This is a genomic window from Amnibacterium sp. (assembly GCF_051956055.1).
Taxonomy (GTDB): Bacteria; Actinomycetota; Actinomycetes; order Actinomycetales; family Microbacteriaceae; genus Amnibacterium.
Genome location: NZ_JBQCGC010000084.1, coordinates 1 through 15,136 on the forward strand (window position 1 = coordinate 1; position 15,136 = coordinate 15,136).

Annotated in this window: 17 protein-coding genes; 6 read left to right on the forward strand and 11 right to left on the reverse strand. The window is 75.5% G+C overall.

Annotated elements, in window-relative coordinates; translation table 11 throughout:
• Positions 1-84 precede the first annotated feature (84 nt).
• Complete coding sequence (locus ACTHLI_RS12170; protein ID WP_440183937.1) at positions 85-873, forward strand: glycosyltransferase family 9 protein; 789 nt, start codon at positions 85-87, stop codon at positions 871-873.
• 10 nt (positions 874-883) lie between these two features.
• Here ACTHLI_RS12170 and ACTHLI_RS12175 read toward each other — a convergent pair whose 3' ends face one another.
• A complete protein-coding gene (locus ACTHLI_RS12175; protein ID WP_440183939.1) occupies positions 884-1,600 on the reverse strand; it encodes a 3-keto-5-aminohexanoate cleavage protein in 717 nt (238 codons plus the stop codon).
• 111 nt (positions 1,601-1,711) lie between these two features.
• Between ACTHLI_RS12175 and pnuC the strand changes: the two genes are divergently transcribed.
• Entirely contained in the window at positions 1,712-2,377 is a 666-nt protein-coding gene (pnuC, locus tag ACTHLI_RS12180; RefSeq protein WP_440183941.1) for a nicotinamide riboside transporter PnuC, read from the forward strand.
• A 136-nt stretch (positions 2,378-2,513) separates the two neighbouring features.
• On the opposite strand, the gene ACTHLI_RS12185 is transcribed toward pnuC, so the two are convergent.
• From ACTHLI_RS12185 to ACTHLI_RS12215, 7 genes are read right to left on the reverse strand one after another with little or no spacing between them, the layout of a single operon-like run.
• A complete protein-coding gene (locus tag ACTHLI_RS12185; RefSeq protein ID WP_440183944.1) occupies positions 2,514-3,221 on the reverse strand; it encodes an SDR family NAD(P)-dependent oxidoreductase in 708 nt (235 codons plus the stop codon).
• A gap of 40 nt (positions 3,222-3,261) precedes the next feature.
• Positions 3,262-4,620, reverse strand: a complete 1,359-nt coding sequence (locus tag ACTHLI_RS12190; RefSeq protein ID WP_440183947.1) for a PfkB family carbohydrate kinase — start codon at positions 4,618-4,620, stop codon at positions 3,262-3,264.
• Positions 4,617-5,225: a D-sedoheptulose-7-phosphate isomerase gene (locus ACTHLI_RS12195; RefSeq protein WP_440183949.1), complete on the reverse strand. Its 609-nt coding sequence runs from the start codon at positions 5,223-5,225 to the stop codon at positions 4,617-4,619. Before ACTHLI_RS12195 ends, ACTHLI_RS12190 begins: the two co-directional genes overlap by 4 nt.
• Positions 5,222-6,472: a glycosyltransferase gene (locus ACTHLI_RS12200; RefSeq protein ID WP_440183951.1), complete on the reverse strand. Its 1,251-nt coding sequence runs from the start codon at positions 6,470-6,472 to the stop codon at positions 5,222-5,224. The genes ACTHLI_RS12195 and ACTHLI_RS12200 overlap by 4 nt, the downstream gene beginning before the upstream one ends.
• On the reverse strand, positions 6,469-7,485 hold the full coding sequence (locus ACTHLI_RS12205) for a glycosyltransferase (protein ID WP_440183953.1): 1,017 nt from the start codon (positions 7,483-7,485) through the stop codon (positions 6,469-6,471). Before ACTHLI_RS12205 ends, ACTHLI_RS12200 begins: the two co-directional genes overlap by 4 nt.
• Positions 7,482-8,495, reverse strand: coding sequence for a glycosyltransferase family 9 protein (locus tag ACTHLI_RS12210; RefSeq protein WP_440183955.1), 1,014 nt, complete (start codon positions 8,493-8,495; stop codon positions 7,482-7,484). The genes ACTHLI_RS12205 and ACTHLI_RS12210 overlap by 4 nt, the downstream gene beginning before the upstream one ends.
• Entirely contained in the window at positions 8,492-9,025 is a 534-nt protein-coding gene (locus ACTHLI_RS12215; RefSeq protein ID WP_440183958.1) for an HAD-IIIA family hydrolase, read from the reverse strand. Before ACTHLI_RS12215 ends, ACTHLI_RS12210 begins: the two co-directional genes overlap by 4 nt.
• 84 nt (positions 9,026-9,109) lie before the next feature.
• Here ACTHLI_RS12215 and ACTHLI_RS12220 point away from each other — a divergent pair, with 84 nt between their 5' ends.
• A complete protein-coding gene (locus ACTHLI_RS12220; protein WP_440183961.1) occupies positions 9,110-10,060 on the forward strand; it encodes a glycosyltransferase family 9 protein in 951 nt (316 codons plus the stop codon).
• A 9-nt stretch (positions 10,061-10,069) separates the two neighbouring features.
• Here the strand turns inward: ACTHLI_RS12220 and ACTHLI_RS12225 are convergent, their stop codons facing one another.
• Positions 10,070-11,260: a winged helix-turn-helix domain-containing protein gene (locus ACTHLI_RS12225; protein WP_440183964.1), complete on the reverse strand. Its 1,191-nt coding sequence runs from the start codon at positions 11,258-11,260 to the stop codon at positions 10,070-10,072.
• A 92-nt stretch (positions 11,261-11,352) separates the two neighbouring features.
• Here ACTHLI_RS12225 and ACTHLI_RS12230 point away from each other — a divergent pair, with 92 nt between their 5' ends.
• Positions 11,353-12,555, forward strand: coding sequence for an AI-2E family transporter (locus tag ACTHLI_RS12230; protein WP_440183967.1), 1,203 nt, complete (start codon positions 11,353-11,355; stop codon positions 12,553-12,555).
• 13 nt (positions 12,556-12,568) lie between these two features.
• On the forward strand, positions 12,569-13,834 hold the full coding sequence (ilvA, locus tag ACTHLI_RS12235) for a threonine ammonia-lyase (RefSeq protein ID WP_440184059.1): 1,266 nt from the start codon (positions 12,569-12,571) through the stop codon (positions 13,832-13,834).
• 6 nt (positions 13,835-13,840) lie between these two features.
• On the opposite strand, the gene greA is transcribed toward ilvA, so the two are convergent.
• Both greA and ACTHLI_RS12245 read right to left on the reverse strand, forming a co-directional pair.
• Complete coding sequence (gene greA, locus ACTHLI_RS12240; RefSeq protein WP_440183970.1) at positions 13,841-14,329, reverse strand: transcription elongation factor GreA; 489 nt, start codon at positions 14,327-14,329, stop codon at positions 13,841-13,843.
• A 121-nt stretch (positions 14,330-14,450) separates the two neighbouring features.
• Positions 14,451-14,855, reverse strand: coding sequence for a DUF4307 domain-containing protein (locus ACTHLI_RS12245; protein ID WP_440183973.1), 405 nt, complete (start codon positions 14,853-14,855; stop codon positions 14,451-14,453).
• A gap of 63 nt (positions 14,856-14,918) precedes the next feature.
• Here ACTHLI_RS12245 and ACTHLI_RS12250 point away from each other — a divergent pair, with 63 nt between their 5' ends.
• The gene (locus ACTHLI_RS12250) at positions 14,919-15,134 is read left to right on the forward strand and encodes a hypothetical protein (protein WP_440183976.1); all 216 of its coding nucleotides are present in this window, start codon (positions 14,919-14,921) and stop codon (positions 15,132-15,134) included.
• Positions 15,135-15,136 lie beyond the last annotated feature (2 nt).

Genomic DNA, 15,136 nt, shown 5'->3' on the forward strand with positions numbered 1-15,136 from the left:
GCCGGGGGGCGGGGCGCCCCCACCCCCCCGGGGGCGGCCGGGGCATCGGCGCGCGCCCCCCCCCCCCGGCTTTCCCCCCCCGCCGTGCCGCGCCCCGGCGGCGGCCGCAACGCGAACCCGTTCCTGCTGCGGCTCGGCGCGGCGCACACCGTCGGCACCGGGACCCCCGACGCGCAACCGCTCGAGCGGACGCTGCACTACGACTTCTTCCAGCACGAGGTGCTCCGCTGGCTCGAGGTCGCGGGGCTCGCCGGCGCGGCGCCGGTCGACCTCGAGCCGGCGCTGCCGGTGCTCGCCGCGGAGCGCTCGAGCGGGCGCGCGCTCCTCGGTGACGGCCCGGTCGTGGTCGTGCACCCCGGCGCGACCGACCCGCGCCGGCACTGGCCGGCCGAGCGGTTCGGCGAGGTCGCGGCGACCGTGGCCGGCGACGGCGCCCGCGTCGTGGTGGTCGGCGACCCCTCCGAGGTCCCGCTCGCCGCCCGGGTCGTCGCAGCGGCGCACGCGCGCCTTCCGGACCAGGAGCGGCACCGGGTGCGCTCGCTCGCGGGGGAGCTCGACCTGCCGGGGCTCGTCGGCGTGCTCGCGGCGGCGTCGGTCGTGCTCGCGAACGACAGCGGTCCCCGGCATCTCGCGCAGGCGGTGGGCGCGCGCACGGTCGGGATCTTCGTGTTCGGCAACACCATCAACGCGATGCCGTTCGGTCGCGGGCGACACCGGATCCGGCTCGGCCGCATCACCCGCTGCCCGGTCTGCGGGCGCGACGCGACCCAGGTGGGGTGGACCGCGCCCCGCTGCGAGCACGACCCCTCCTACGTCGCCGACGTGCCGGTCGAGGACGTGCTGGCGGACGTGCGGGCGCTGCTCGCCGGCTGACCCCTCCTCGTCAGCCGCCCGCGCCGAGCGCCCTGGCCGCCGCGACGAGGGCCGCGTTACCGGAGGCGGGGGAGCCGTCGGGGAGCACGAGCACGTCCTCGAGGCCGATCCGGGTGTCGAGCCCGCGCCGCACCGCGTCCTCGAGCGCGATCCAGGTGTTCGCGTCCTCGCCGTGCTGCAGCCGCGGGGCGCGCACATCGGCGTGGTCGAGGATCCCGTGGATCTCGGTCGTCACCGCGTCGACGTCAGAGGGTGGGACGTCGACCAGTTCGACCAGCACCCGTTCGATCCGGTCCGTCAGGCCGCTGCGGGCGAGCAGCTCGGCGTCCTCCGCGGTCCAGACGCCGGCCTCCACCCGGATCCCCGCACCCATGAGCGCGCGCATCGTGTCGAGCGCGTCCTCCTCCGAGAGGTTCACGCTCGCCGAGTCCGGGCCCGTCCACCTCGTCAGCAGCGCCACCCGACGGCGCTGCTCGCCCTCGATCCACGCGCCGGTGGTGACGCTGACCGGCCACCGGCTCACGTCGTGCACCGCGTTCGCCGCGAGGTCGACCCACTCCGGATCGAGCCGTTCGGTGCCGGTCGTGTCACGCGGATGGACGTGGAAGGCGTGCGCGCCCGCGTCCTCGCACGCGATCGCGTCGGCCTGCAGCTCCGCGGGCGAGATCGGCACCGCGCCGTGCTCCACCCGGGTCCGACGTCCGTTCAACGCTGCTTGGAGGAGCATTTCCGCAGGCTAGGCAGGGTGCCTTGGAGTGGACGGAGGCTCCCCGGCGGGTCGCCTGGGGGCGCCGGCACGGCCCGGGAATTCCCCGGCAGCCCCGTACGCTCCTCCAGCGTGAACATCGTGCAGTGGCTCTTCGATGCGCAGATCCACATCGGCTCGCAGACGCTGCTCTGGCGTGAGGTGCTCGGGAACCTCTTCGGCCTGCTGTCCGCCCTCGGCGGCATGCGGCGGAAGGTGTGGGCGTGGCCCGTCGGCATCGTCGGCAACGCGATGCTGTTCACCGTCTTCCTCGGCGCCGTGTTCGGGACCCCGAACCCGGTGAACCTGCTCGGGCAGGCGGGTCGGCAGGTGATGTTCATCGTGGTGAGCATCTACGGCTGGTACCGCTGGACCCGTCGCCGGGGCGAGACCGCGACGACGATCGAGCCGCACTGGGCGTCGTGGCGCACCCGCGCCCTGCTCGTCGTCGGCATGGTCGGCGGCACCGCCGTGCTCACCCCGCTGTTCACCGCGCTCGGGTCGTACCAGCCGGTGTGGAGCGACGCGTGGATCTTCGTCGGCTCCCTGCTCGCGACCTACGGGATGGCGAAGGGCTGGGTCGAGTTCTGGCTCATCTGGGTCGCCGTCGACGTGGTCGGGGTGCCCTTGCTGTTCTCCGCCGGCTACTACGCCTCCGGGCTCATGTACGTCGTCTACGGCGGGTTCACGCTCGCCGGGTTCTTCGTCTGGCGAGCGCAGCGGGTGCGCCCCTCCGCGGCGGTCGTCGTCGAGGGCTGACGCCCGTCCTCCGCGCTCGCGTCCGAGCACCTGAGCAGGCTCCATTCACTTCGGCAGGCCGAGGAGGGGCTCCTCGGCCTGCCGAAGCGCGGTCAGCCTGCTGACGTGCTCCAGGAGGGGGAGCACCCGGGGGCGCTCAGGGCCAGCTGGGCTCCTCCTCGTGCATGACCGAGATCTCGCGGATCTCGGAGCCGCGCGGGCTCTGCAGCGCGAACACCACCGCGGCCGCGACGTTCGCCGGGTCGTTGAGGTTCGCGTCCTCGCCGGGCGCGTACTGCGCGGTCCTGCCGTCGAAGAAGCGGGTCTTCATGCCGGCGGGGATGAGCGTCGTGACGCCGATCTGCCCGCGCGTCTCCGCCGCGAGGGACCGGCTGAAGCCGATCACCCCGAACTTCGAGGCGGAGTACGCCGTCGCGTCGGACACCGCGTGCACGCCGAGGGAGGAGGAGACCGTCACGACGCGCCCGTGCGTCGCGTAGAGCGCGGGGAGCGCCGCCCGCACGACGGCCGCGGTGCCGAGCAGGTTCACGGCGACGACGCGCTCCCACACGTCGCCCGGGATCTCGTCGAGCCGGCCGGGCTTGTCGATGCCGGCCGCGGTGACGACGGCGTCGAGGCCGCCGTGCTCCTCGGCGATGCGCGCGACGAGCGCCTCGATCGCGCGGGTGTCGGTGACGTCGCCCTGGTACGCGGGGTAGGGGCAGCCCTCGACCGCGAGGTCGACGACGATCGGGGTGCCGCCCGCCGCGGCGACCGCGTCGGCGACCGCGAGCCCGAGGCCGGAGGCGCCCCCGGAGATGAGCGTGCGGCCGACGGGGGTGGGGGTCGTGGATGCGATGGGCATGGGGATCCTTCCGGTGGTCGTGATCAGGGGGGAAGCGCGGTCAGGACACGCGCTGGATCGCGGCGGCGAGGCGGGTCGTCGAGCGTCCGGGCACGAACGGCACGGTGACCGCCCGACCACCCCATTCCGCGATGACCGCCGCTTCGGGCAGGTCCGCGGCCGAGTAGTCGCCGCCCTTGACCCAGATGTCGGGTCGCACGCGCCGGATCGCCTCGACGGGGGTGTCCTCGGTGAACACCACGACCCCGTCGACGACCTCGAGCGCGCCGAGCAGGTCGGCGCGGTCGCCCTCCGTCATGAGCGGGCGCTCGGGCCCCTTCAGCCGCCGCACGGAGTCGTCGGAGTTGAGCAGCACGATCAGGCAGTCGCCGAGCGCGCGGGCGGCGGAGAGGGTCTTCGCATGCCCGGCGTGGATCAGGTCGAAGCAGCCGCCGGTCGCGACGACCGTGCCGCCCGCGGCCCGCACGCGCTCGACGACGGCCAGCGCGTCGAGGTCGGGGGTCCTCAAGGGCACCGCCGGCGGGGCGTCGAGCCGGGCGACCCCGCCCTCGGCGAGGAACGCGGCGGTCGCGCGCACCGCGTGCTGCACCGCGTCGCTCGGCGTCGCGCCCGAGCCGAGCGCGACCGCGAGCGCGGAGGCGAAGCGGTCGCCCGCCCCGTTCACGTCGGCCTCGCGCACCTCTGGCGCCGCGGCGACGAGCGGCAGGCCCGTCGCGGAGGTGCGGAGCAGCGCGCCCCGCGACCCCATGGTGACGACGACGCCCGCGCAGCCCCAGTCCGTGAGCAGCCGCACGGCGGCCTCGTCGGCGAACGGGACGCCGTGGCCCTCGACGCCGGAGAACCCGCGCGCCTCGCCCAGGTTCGGCGTGACGACGACGCCGGGCACCGGCTGCGCGCCCTTCGGGTGCGGGTCCCAGACGACCGGGACTCGGGCCGCGGCCGCCCGGATCGCGTCGCGCAGCGCCGGCTGCTCGAGCAGCCGGCGGCCGTAGTCGGCGACGACGACGAGCTCCGCGCCGGCGACCGCGTCGAGCATCGCGGCGGTCACCTCCGGCGCCTCCGCACCGCCCGAGCCCTCGTCGATGCGGACGATCGGCTGCTCACGGCTCCGGATCCGCGTCTTGACGACCGTGGGGGAGGGGGAGCGGCCGGCGACGAGGCCGATGCCGTCGAGCAGCGGGGGCAGGTCGAGGGCCCGCGCGTCGTCCGCGAGCGCGGTCACGAGCGTCACGTCGTGGCCGTCGCGGCGCAGCAGCGTCGCGACCAGCCCGGCGCCGCCGGCGCGCCTCGTCTCGGACACGACGTCGAGCACCGGCACCGGCGCGTACGGCGTGAGCCGTTCGACCTCGCCCTCGACGTCGACGTCGAGCAGCAGGTCGCCGACCACGACGGCCCTCATCGGGTTTCGCCGATCCGCTCGCGCACGATCGCGTCGAACACGCGGCAGAGCGCGTGGACGGCGACGAGCTGCGCCTCCTGCACGTTCGCGCCGACCCCTGGCAGGGTGAGCGCGTCGTCGACCGCGGCCGCAAGCGGGTTCGGGCCCGGTCCGGTCATCGCCCAGACGGTCGCGCCGGCATCGAGGCCGGCCTCCGCCGCGCGCACGAGGTTCGCGCTCGTGCCGCTCGTCGACAGCAGCACGAGCACGTCACCCGGCCGGGCGTGCGCGGTGACCTGCCGCGCGAACGACTCCGCGTAGCCGTAGTCGTTCGCGATCGCGGTGATCGCCGACGCGTCCCCGTGCAGCGCGATCGCGCTGAACGCGCGCCGGTCGCCGTCGAACCGGCCGACGAACTCCGCGGTGAGGTGCTGGGCCTCCGCCGCCGAGCCGCCGTTGCCGGCCGCGAGCAGCCGGCCGCCGTCGAGCAGCCGGTCGGCGAGCAGCGCGCCCCAGCGGGCGAGCCGGTCGGACTCGTCCGCGAGCGCGTCGAGCGTGGGGCGCAGCGCCGCCACGTGCCGCTGCGCGACGGCCACCGCGTCGGTGGTCGTTCCGGTGCTGGTCATGCGCCTGAGGTCCTCCGTTCGGCGACACCGGCCCGCGCGGTCAGCCGCTCGTAGGTGCGGGCGGTGTCGGAGCCGATCCTCCTCCACGTGTACCGGGTCGCTGCGCGGCGCCGGCCGTTCTCGCCGTAGCGGCGGCGGCGCTCGGGGTCCCCGAGGAGCCCCTCGAGGGCGTCCGCGAGCGCCTCCGGGTCGCGCGGCGGCACGTGCAGCCCGGTGCTGTCCTCGACGACCGTGTCGATGAGCCCGCCGACGCGCGTCGCGACGACCGGCCGCCCGCAGGCCATGGCCTCGAGCGGCACGATCCCGAACGGCTCGTACCAGGGCGCGCACACCACGACATCGGCGCTGCGGTACCAGGCGGGCAGGTCGTCGTGCTCGATGCTGCCCGCGAGCACCACGCGGTCCTGCAGGCCCTGCTCGGCGACGATCCGCTGCAGCCGCTCGATCTCCGGCTCGTCCTCGAGGTGGTCCGCATCGCCCGCGCCGCCCACGATCACGAGCTCCGCGTCGACGCCGCGGCGCACGAGGTGGCCGAGGGCCTCGATCGCGTTGCCGACGCCCTTGCGCGGCACCAGGCGGCTCACGGTCAGGAGCCGGAGGCGCTCGGTGCGCGGCGCGACGTCCCCCTCCGGCGAGAAGTGCAGCGCGTCCACCCCGCACGGCACCACGGCCATGCGGGCGGGCGGCACCCCGAACCCCTTGAGCTCGAACGCCTCGTCCGAGCAGGTGGCGATCACGACGTCGGCACGGCGGGCGACGGAGGGCTCGAGGAACGCCCTCGCGGCGGGGGAGGTGTCGCGCGCGCCCTGCTGCCGCCGCTTCACGACGCCGAGGGCGTGGAACGTCTGCGCGACCGGCAGGTGGTCGCCGAGCTCCAGATCCACCCGGCCGGCCGCGTCGAGTGCGGCGAGGCCCGACATCCAGAAGTGGCCGTGCACCACGTCCGGGCGGTCGGCGAGCCACGCCTCCGTCAGCCGGTCCGCGAACTCGCCCATGAGCGGCAGCAGGTCGTCCTTCGGCACGACCGCCGCGGGCCCCGCCGTGACCGGCACGACCGTGACGTTCGGCGCGAACGGGATGCGGTCCTGCAGGTGCGGGTCGTCGCGGCGCGTGTACACGTCGACGACGTGCCCCTCGGCGCCGAGGGCGGTCGCGAGCGCGGCGACGTGGACGTTCTGACCGCCCGCGTCGACCCCGCCGAGGACCGCCAACGGGCTGGCGTGCTCGGATACGAGTGCGATTCTCATCGTGGCTCTTCTCCCAGGTGCTCGCTGAAAGGCACAATCCCCTGTCGCGATCGGCCCGTCTGTGCTACCCGCTCCTCGAGGACCTCGTCCCAGTCGGCGAGGAACCGGCCGAGTCCGTAGCGCTCGAGCGCCGCTTCCCGGGCGATCGCGCCGCGCCTGGCGGCCTCCTCCGGGTCGGCGAGCAGGCGCCTCGCCGCACGGACCAGCTGGTCGACGTCGGCCGAGATCGCGCCCGCCTCGGGCGGCACGGCCCGGGGCGCCTCGGTGGCGGCGAGGGCGATCACCGGCATCCCGAGCTGCATCGCCTCGATCAGCGAGAGCCCGAGCGACGTCCACCGGTGCGGGTGGAGGTAGGCCCGCCGTTCGGCGAGCGCGGCGTGCATCGGCGCGGGCCGCACGTCGCCGAGCCCGTGCACCGCGGGGGTGCCGTCGAAGGCGCCGGCCAGCAGCTCCGTCCCCATGCCGAACACATCGACGGGCGCCGCCTCGGCGAAGCGCGGCAGCAGGTCGGTGCCGGTCACCCGCCAGCGGCGCACCGGTTCGTTGATCACGGCGGCCAGGCGCTCCCGCTCGCCGGTGTACCGGAGGCCGGGGTCGCGCACGCCGTGCTCGATCACCCGGGTGCGCGTCCGGCCGGTGTCCCAGAGCAGCGCGTTCGTGTGCGTGACGTGCACGAGCAGCAGGTCGCCGCGGTCCGCCATCGGATGGACCGAGAACGGCACGTCGCCCTTCGGGGTGTTGTGCTCCAGGTAGATCGCGGGCAGGTCCACCCCGATGCGCCTGCCCGTCAGCCGCTCCGCCTCGGCGAGCTCCTCGGGGCGCTGCAGCACGACGACGTCGACGTCCTCGTCCCGGATCGCCTCCGGGGCGACCTCGCGGGCCGGCCAGTCACGGCCGCCGAGGCCGAGCCCCCACCCGTCCCGCGCGGGCGTGGTCGGCAGCAGGTAGTCGTGGGCGCCGTGCACGAACGCGTCGGTCCAGCCGCCGTGCACGTGCCAGAGCAGGATCCTCATGCGGCCCCCTCGAGCAGTCGCTCCGCGGCCTCGACGACCGCGGCGGGGGAGACGGAGGCGAGGCAGGGGTGCCCGGGGATCGGGCACACGCGGGCGCGAGAACCGCGGCACGCCGCCTCCTGGTCGCCGAGCAGCGCCACCGGCACGCCCCACGGGGCCCACCGCACGGCGGGCACGACGGGGGCGAACAGGCTCACCACCGGGGTGCCCGCGGCCGCGGCGAGGTGTGCGGGGCCGGTGTTGCCGGCCACGACCACGCCGGCGTCGCGGAGCACCGCGCCGAGCTCCCCGAGCCCGAGCGCGCCGCCGAGATCGACGCCGGTGTCGCCCGCGACCCGCGCGGTGAGGTCCCGCTCGTCCGGGCCGCCGGTGACGAGCACGCGGTGGCCGCGGGCGCTGAGCAGGGACACGACCTCGGCGCACCGCTCGGCCGGGTAGGCCCGCGCAGGCACCGCGGCGCCCGGGTGCACCACCAGGTAGGGCGGGGCGCCGGCCGACCCGGGGCGGTCCGGGAGGAGGACCGCGAGCCGGTCGTCGCCGTCCGGGAGCGCGTATCCGGCCGCCGCCGCGATGCGCAGCGCGCGGATCGGCTCGGGGAGCTCCTCCGGGAGCGTCTCGCCCGGGATCAGCCGCACGTCGAGCAGGCCCCCCGCCGCATCGACGGACGCGCCGGTGATCCGCCGCACGCCGGCGAGGCGCAGCAGCAGCGCGAGCGGCAGCGGCGACTGGTGGAACGAGGTGAGCACGACGGCCTCCTCGACCCCGGTCTCCCGGACGATGCGGGCGACCTCCGCCGCGAGGCCCGCGTCGACCGGGCGGTCCGTCGGCGTGATCCAGGGGGCGGCGAGCACCCGCACCTCGGCCACGCCAGGCAGCAGGCGCGCGGCCGGGGCGCCCTGCGGTCCCGCGAGCAGCACGACCTCGGCGGCGCCGGCGACGGCCCGGATCGCGGGGCCGCTCACGAGCACGTCGCCCATGCTGTCCAGCCGGGCGACGAGCACCCGTCTCACGCGGCCTCCCCGGCGAGGGCCATCCGCACGGCGGCCTGCAGATCCGGCGCGACCGCCTGGGCGGCCCACACCTCCTCCTGCCGGGTCACCGGCGTCGGCACCAGCACCGCGGTGGCACCCGCGGCGTGCGCGGCACCGACGTCCGCCCCGATGTCGCCGATGACGACCACCGCCTCCGGTGCCACCCCGAGCGCCTCCGCCGCCCACCGCACCATGCCGGGGGCGGGTTTGCGGCACGCGCAGCCGTCCGCGGGCCCGTGCGGGCAGATCTGCCAGGTGGCGAACCCGCCGAACAGCGCGTCGACGCGGGCGTTGACGGCGTCGACCTGCGCCCGGGTGACGATGCCGCGGGCGATCCCCGACTGGTTCGAGACCACGCCGACCGGCACGCCGGCGGCCCGCACGGCCGCGACGGCCTCGACGGCGCCGGGCATCGGGCGGACCCGGTCGGGGTCGCCGTTGTACGGCACGTCGACGACGAGGGTGCCGTCGCGATCGAAGAGCACGGCCGCGGGCAGTGGAGAGGGCATCCCTCCTATCTGTACCGGGCACCCCCGCGCGCTCCCTGAGCACCCACTCGGCGGACGCCGAGCCGCACCTGGATGAATGGCAACGTGGCGGGAGCACGGAGGGCGGCTGGTGCGCCGCTCGCGGTGGCGTTCCGGGCGCTGCAGCTCGGCGATCTGCTGGTCGCGGTGCCCGCGCTCCGGGCGGTCCGGCGCGCGCTCCCCGACCATCGGCTGGTGCTCGCGACCTCCGGCTGGCTCGCGCCGGTCGTGGAGCTCATCGACGCCGTGGACGCGCTCGTCCCGGCGGAGGGGCTCGCGGCGCCGCTGCCGTTCGATCCCGGCGCCGTGGACGTGGCCGTGAACCTGCACGGCGGCGGACCCGAGTCGGCGGCGATCGTCGACGCGCTCGGTGCGCGGCTGACGGTCCGGCACGCCCTGCGTCCCGGCGAAGCCGGTCCGCGGTGGACGGAGGCGCTGCACGAGCGGGTGCGCTGGACCCGGCTCACCGGCGCCTTCGGGATGCCCGGCGACCCGGCAGCGGTGCGGATCGCGCGCCCGGCTGAGGCGTCCCCCGCGCCCGGGGCGGCCGTCCTGCATGTCGGTGCCGCGTTCCGCTCCCGCGCGTGGCCCGTCGATCGTTTCGCCGCGGTCGCCCGCGCCCTCGCCGCGCGCGGCGCGGAGGTCGTGTTCTCCGGCAGCGAGGGGGAGCGCGACCGGGCGCTCGAGGTCGCCGCGCTCGCGGGCATCCCAGCCTCGCGGGTGCTCGCGGGCCGCACGTCGCTCCCCGGCTTCGTCGCGCTGCTCGCGGACGCGGGGCTCGTCGTCACCGCCGACACGGGTGCTGGGCACGTCGCCTCCGCCTACCGCACCCCCTCCGTGGTGCTCTTCGGCCCGGTCGGTCCCGAGCGCTGGGGGCCGCCGCCGGGCCCGCACATCGCGCTCACGCACGCGACGGCCCGGCGCGGCGACGCCTTCGCGGACGAACCCGACCCCGCGATCGCGGCGGTCGCCGTCCAGGAGGTGCTGGCCGCGGTCGAGCGCCTCCCGCCGCGCTGACGGGCCGCGTCAGCCGCGGAGGGCGCCGGCGAGCGCGGGCGCGAGATCCCCTGCGCCCGCGACCTCGATCGACTCGAGCCCCTGCCAGCGCGCGGCGTCCCGCAGCACGGGCACGAGCCGCTCCGCGACGCCCGCTGGGGCGTCCGCCTCCGACCAGGCGGCCTGGACGAGCAGCCGCCCTGCCCGCCGGTCCGCCTTCAGGTCCACCCGGCCGACGAGCCGGTCGTCGACGAGCACCGGGAGCACGTAGTAGCCGTGCACCCGCTGCGCCGCGGGCGTGTAGATCGAGATCCGGTAGTGGAAGCCGAAGAGCCGCAGCGCGCGGTCCCGCTGCCACACGACGGGGTCGAACGGCGACAGCACCGCCGTCGCCCGCAGCCGTGACGGCGGTCGCGCGTCAATGTGCCGCCACGCCTTGAGCGGCCTCCCGTCGGCCCGCTGCCACCCGGCCACCGACACCGGCACGAGCTCGCCCGCGTCCTCGAGCTCCTGCACCGCCGCGGCGGTGTCGTCCGACCGGAGCCGGTAGTAGTCGGCGAGGTCCGGCAGCGCCGCGACGCCGTGCGCGAGGGCCGCCCGCCGCACGAGCTCGCGGACCGCGGCGCCCTTCGGCACCGGCGCGATCGGCGCGGCGAGCACCTGCTCGGGCAGGGCGTACCGTCGCTCGAAGCCCTTCCGGCCGCCGCTCACGAGGTCGCCGGCGCGGAAGAGCAGCTCGAGCGTCCGCTTCGTGTCCGACCAGCCCCACCACGGGCCCTGCCGGACGCTCGGCCGCTGCTCGATCTCGCTCGCGGCGAGCGGGCCGCGGTCCGCGATCTCGGCGAGCAGCGCGCGACCGAGCGCGGCGTGCTGCTCGAGCGCGTCCGCGTACTTGACCCGGAACGCGGCCATCCGGAAGGCGAACAGCCCGAGATCGGTCTTCGGGATGAACGCCGCCTCGTGCGCCCAGTACTCCGCGCGCTCCCCAGCGGGGTCGAGGAGCAGACGGTCGAGCAGCGTCCGGTCGTACGGCCCGATCCTCGCGAGGACGGGGAGGTAGTGGCTGCGCTCGAAGACGTTCACCGAGTCGATCTGCAGCAGGTGCAGCCGCCGCAGCACCGCCTCGATGCGGCTCCGGCCGGCCGTCGGCGGGTGCGCGCGCCCGAAGCCCTGCGCGGCGAGCGCGATGCGGCGGGCCTCCCGCGGGCTCAGCACCTCCATCCCGCGACCGTACCGACGTCCTCCGACGCCTCGCGCATCCCGAGTCGGGCCACCGATCCAGGAGGCGTGCAGCGGCTCCCTAGAATCGCCGGATGGGCAAGCGCGTCGACGACTCGGAGGTCGCGGAGGACCGCGTCGCCCGCGCGGTGCCCGTCGCCGTGCGCATCGCGGGCGCCTGGTCGTGGCCGCTCGTCGGCGTGCTGGTGCTCGCGGGCGTCGCGATCTACCTCGTCATCCTGCTGCACATCGTGGTCATCCCCGTGCTCGTGGCGGTGCTCGTGACCGGGCTGATCAACCCGATGAAGAACTGGCTGATCCGGCACCGCTGGCCCAAGGGCCTCGCCGTCGTCGTCACGTTCCTGACCCTGCTCGTGGTCGTCGCCGGGCTGATCACCCTCGTGACGCTGACCGTCCGCTCCGGCCTGGGCGACATCCAGGCGCGCACGATGAGCGCCTACCGGTCGCTGCTGTCCTTCCTCAGCAGCTCGCCGCTCGGCATCTCCGAGGCCAACGTCGACGACGCGATCACGTCGGCGACGAAGTGGGTGCAGTCGAACGCGAGCACGATCCTCTCCGGTGCGCTCACGGGCGCGTCCACGGTCGGGGACATCGCCGTCGGCCTCCTGCTCTCCCTCTTCCTCACGCTGTTCTTCCTCATCGACGGCGCCGGGGTGTGGCGCTGGCTCACCCGGCTCGCGCCGAAGCGCGCCCGGGCGGCGGTGGACGGCGGCGGCAAGGCCGCGTGGCGGTCGGTCGGCCAGTACGTGCGGGTGCAGATCGTGGTCGCGCTCATCGACGCGGTCGGGATCGGGCTCGTCGCGCTGCTGCTCGGGCTGCCGTTCGTCGTGCCCATCGCGGTCCTCGTGTTCCTCGCCGCCTTCATCCCCTTCGTCGGCGCGATCGTCACGGGCGGCCTCGCGGTGCTCGTGGCGCTCGTGTACGCGGGCCCGGTCCCCGCGGTGGTGATGCTCGCGGGCGTGATCGGGGTGAACCAGCTGGAGTCCCACGTGCTCCAGCCGCTGCTCATGGGCACGGCCGTGCGCCTCCACCCCGTCGCGGTCGTGCTCGTCGTGAGCTCCGGGTCGATCATCGGCGGCATCGGCGGCGCGGTGTTCGCCGTGCCGATCGCTGCGGCCGCGAACTCCGCCGTGAAGTACATCGCCGCAGGAGCATGGAAGGGCGCGCAGGCGCCGCCCACCGAACCCCTGCCGCGCGAACCGGAGCAGGGCGGCCGCGGTGCGCGGCGCCGTCGCCGGCGCGCGGCCGAGCCCGAGGACGTGACCACCGTTGTCTGACACCGAGAGCACGATCGCGACCACGCCGGAGGCCGCCGCGGCGGTGTCCGACGCGGTGCACCCCGCCGCGGTGCCGTCGATCGACCGGATCCGGGACGCGGCGCGCGTGCTGGCGCCGCTCGCCGCGAGGACCCCGATGGAGCACTCCCGCTTCCTCGCCTCCGTGACCGGAGCGCCGGTGCACCTGAAGTGCGAGAACCTGCAGCGCACCGGGTCGTACAAGATCCGCGGGGCCTCGTACCGGCTGTCGCGGCTCACCCCGGAGGAGCGCGCGCGCGGCGTCGTCGCGGCGTCCGCGGGCAACCACGCCCAGGGCGTCGCGTTCGCGGCGCGGCAGCTCGGGATCCCGGCGACGATCTTCATGCCGAACGGCGTCGCCCTCCCGAAGCTCGAGGCGACCCGCGACTACGGCGCGGACGTCGAGCTCGTGGGCGACGTGGTCGACCAGTCCCTCGCGGCCGCGAAGCGGTACGCGGAGGAGCACGGCGCGGTGTTCATCCCGCCGTTCGACCACCCGGACGTGATCGCCGGTCAGGGCACGGTCGGGCTTGAGATCCTCGAGGACGTGCCCGACGTCGAGACGGTCGTCGTGCCGATCGGCGGGGGCGGCCTGATCTCCGGCGTCGCCGCCGCGCTCAAGCAGCTCGCCCCCGGCGTGCGGATCGTGGGCGTGCAGGCGGAGAACGCGGCCGCGTTCCCGCCGTCCCTGGCGGCCGGGGAGGTGCGCACGGTGCGCACCAGCCCGACCATCGCGGACGGCATCGCGGTCGGCACCCCCGGGCGCCTCACGTTCGAGATCGTGCGGGACCTGGTCGACGAGGTCGTCACCGTCTCCGACGACGAGACGGCGAGCGCGCTCCTCGTGCTCCTCGAGCGGGCGAAGCTCGTGGTGGAGCCCGCCGGTGCGGTCGGCGTGGCCGCGCTGCTGTCCGGGCGGATCCGCGAACCGGGGCGCACCGTCGTCGTGCTCTCGGGCGGCAACATCGACCCGCTCATGATGGAGCGGGTGATCAGCCGCGGGCTCATCGCCTCCGACCGCTACATGACCCTCCGGATCGGCCTGCCGGACCGGCCCGGTCAGCTCGCGGTGATCTCCGCGCTGATCGCGGAGGCGAACGCGAACGTGGTCGAGGTGCTGCACACCCGCCACGGCACCGGCACGCAGATCAGCGAGGTCCAGATCGACATCAGCGTGGAGACGCGGGGCCGGGCCCACCAGGCGGCGCTGCTCGGCCGCCTGGAGCAGGCCGGGTACCAGCCGCGGGTCATCGCGAGCTGACGCGCGTCAGCCGGTGTAGGCCTCGACCTGCTCGATCCGCACCTCGATGGCGCGGCCGTTCGGGGCCGTGTAGGTCACGGTGTCGCCGACCTTCGCGCCGAGGATCGCGGTCCCGAGCGGGCTGCTCTCGCTGTACACGTCGAGCCCCGAGTCGCCCGCGATCTCGCGGCTGCCGAGCAGGAAGCGCATCTCGTTGCCGCCGACGGAGGCGGTGACCACGTTCCCGGCGGCGACCTCGTCGGAGGCGCCGGCGGCCTGGCCGACCTCGGCGTTGCGCAGCAGCACCGTCAGCTGCCGGATCCGCGCCTCGATCTTGCCCTGCTCCTCCTTGGCGGCGTGGTAGCCGCCGTTCTCCTTGAGGTCGCCCTCCTCGCGCGCCTGCTCGATGCGCTTCGCGATCTCGGTGCGACCCGGGCCGGACAGCTCCTCGAGCTCGGCGGTCAGGCGGTCGTACGCCTCCTGCGTGAGCCAGGTGACGGCGGTGGGGTTGGACATGACGGTTCCTCGTCTCGCTTCGCGTGATCCGCGCGGCCGGGCGGCATCGGGGGCCGCCGACGCTGCATCCGCGGGCCGCGCGCACGACGTCGGGCCCCGCGGCGAACGCGGATGGGGGAGTTTAGGCGTCCCTGCAGGACTCGATCAAGCCGTTCGACGCCCGCCGGACGGTCCGGACCGTGGTGGCGCCGCTGCGGTTCACCTGCCCGGTGGCCGGCACGACGACCTCCACGAGACCGACGACGGAGCCGCCGGAGTCGGTCGCCTCGATCGCGCAGACGAGCCGCTGCCCCGACCGGCCGGTGACGAGCCACTGCACGTCCGTGGCCTCGTCGGAGACGATGTTCACGCCCGTCGTCGTCACGTCGAGCGCGTTCGTGGCACCGCCGACACCCGTCCACACCGCCCACACGGCGACCGCGACGAGCACGGCGGCGCCGGCGACGACCGCGCCGATCCTGCCGCGCCTGCGCCTCGACGGGGTGCGGCCGTAGCGCTCGTCGAGCGTCGTGGTGCGCGTGCTCACGCGTCCTCCCACCGGCTCGTGAAGTACATTCGTGCGGTCCCACACGCTACTCGAGGAGGGGACGTGCACCTGCTGCTGATGGCCTCGACGCCGTCGCCCGCCCCCGTCACCGTCAACGAGAACGCGGTGACGCCCGGCGTCGTCGGGTTCCTCGCGATCCTCCTGGTGACCCTGGCGACGGTCGCGCTCATCGTCGACATGACGCGCAGGATCCGCCGGGTCCGCTACCGCGGCGAGCTCGCCGAGCGCCGCGAGCAGGAGCGCACACCCGACGCCTGATC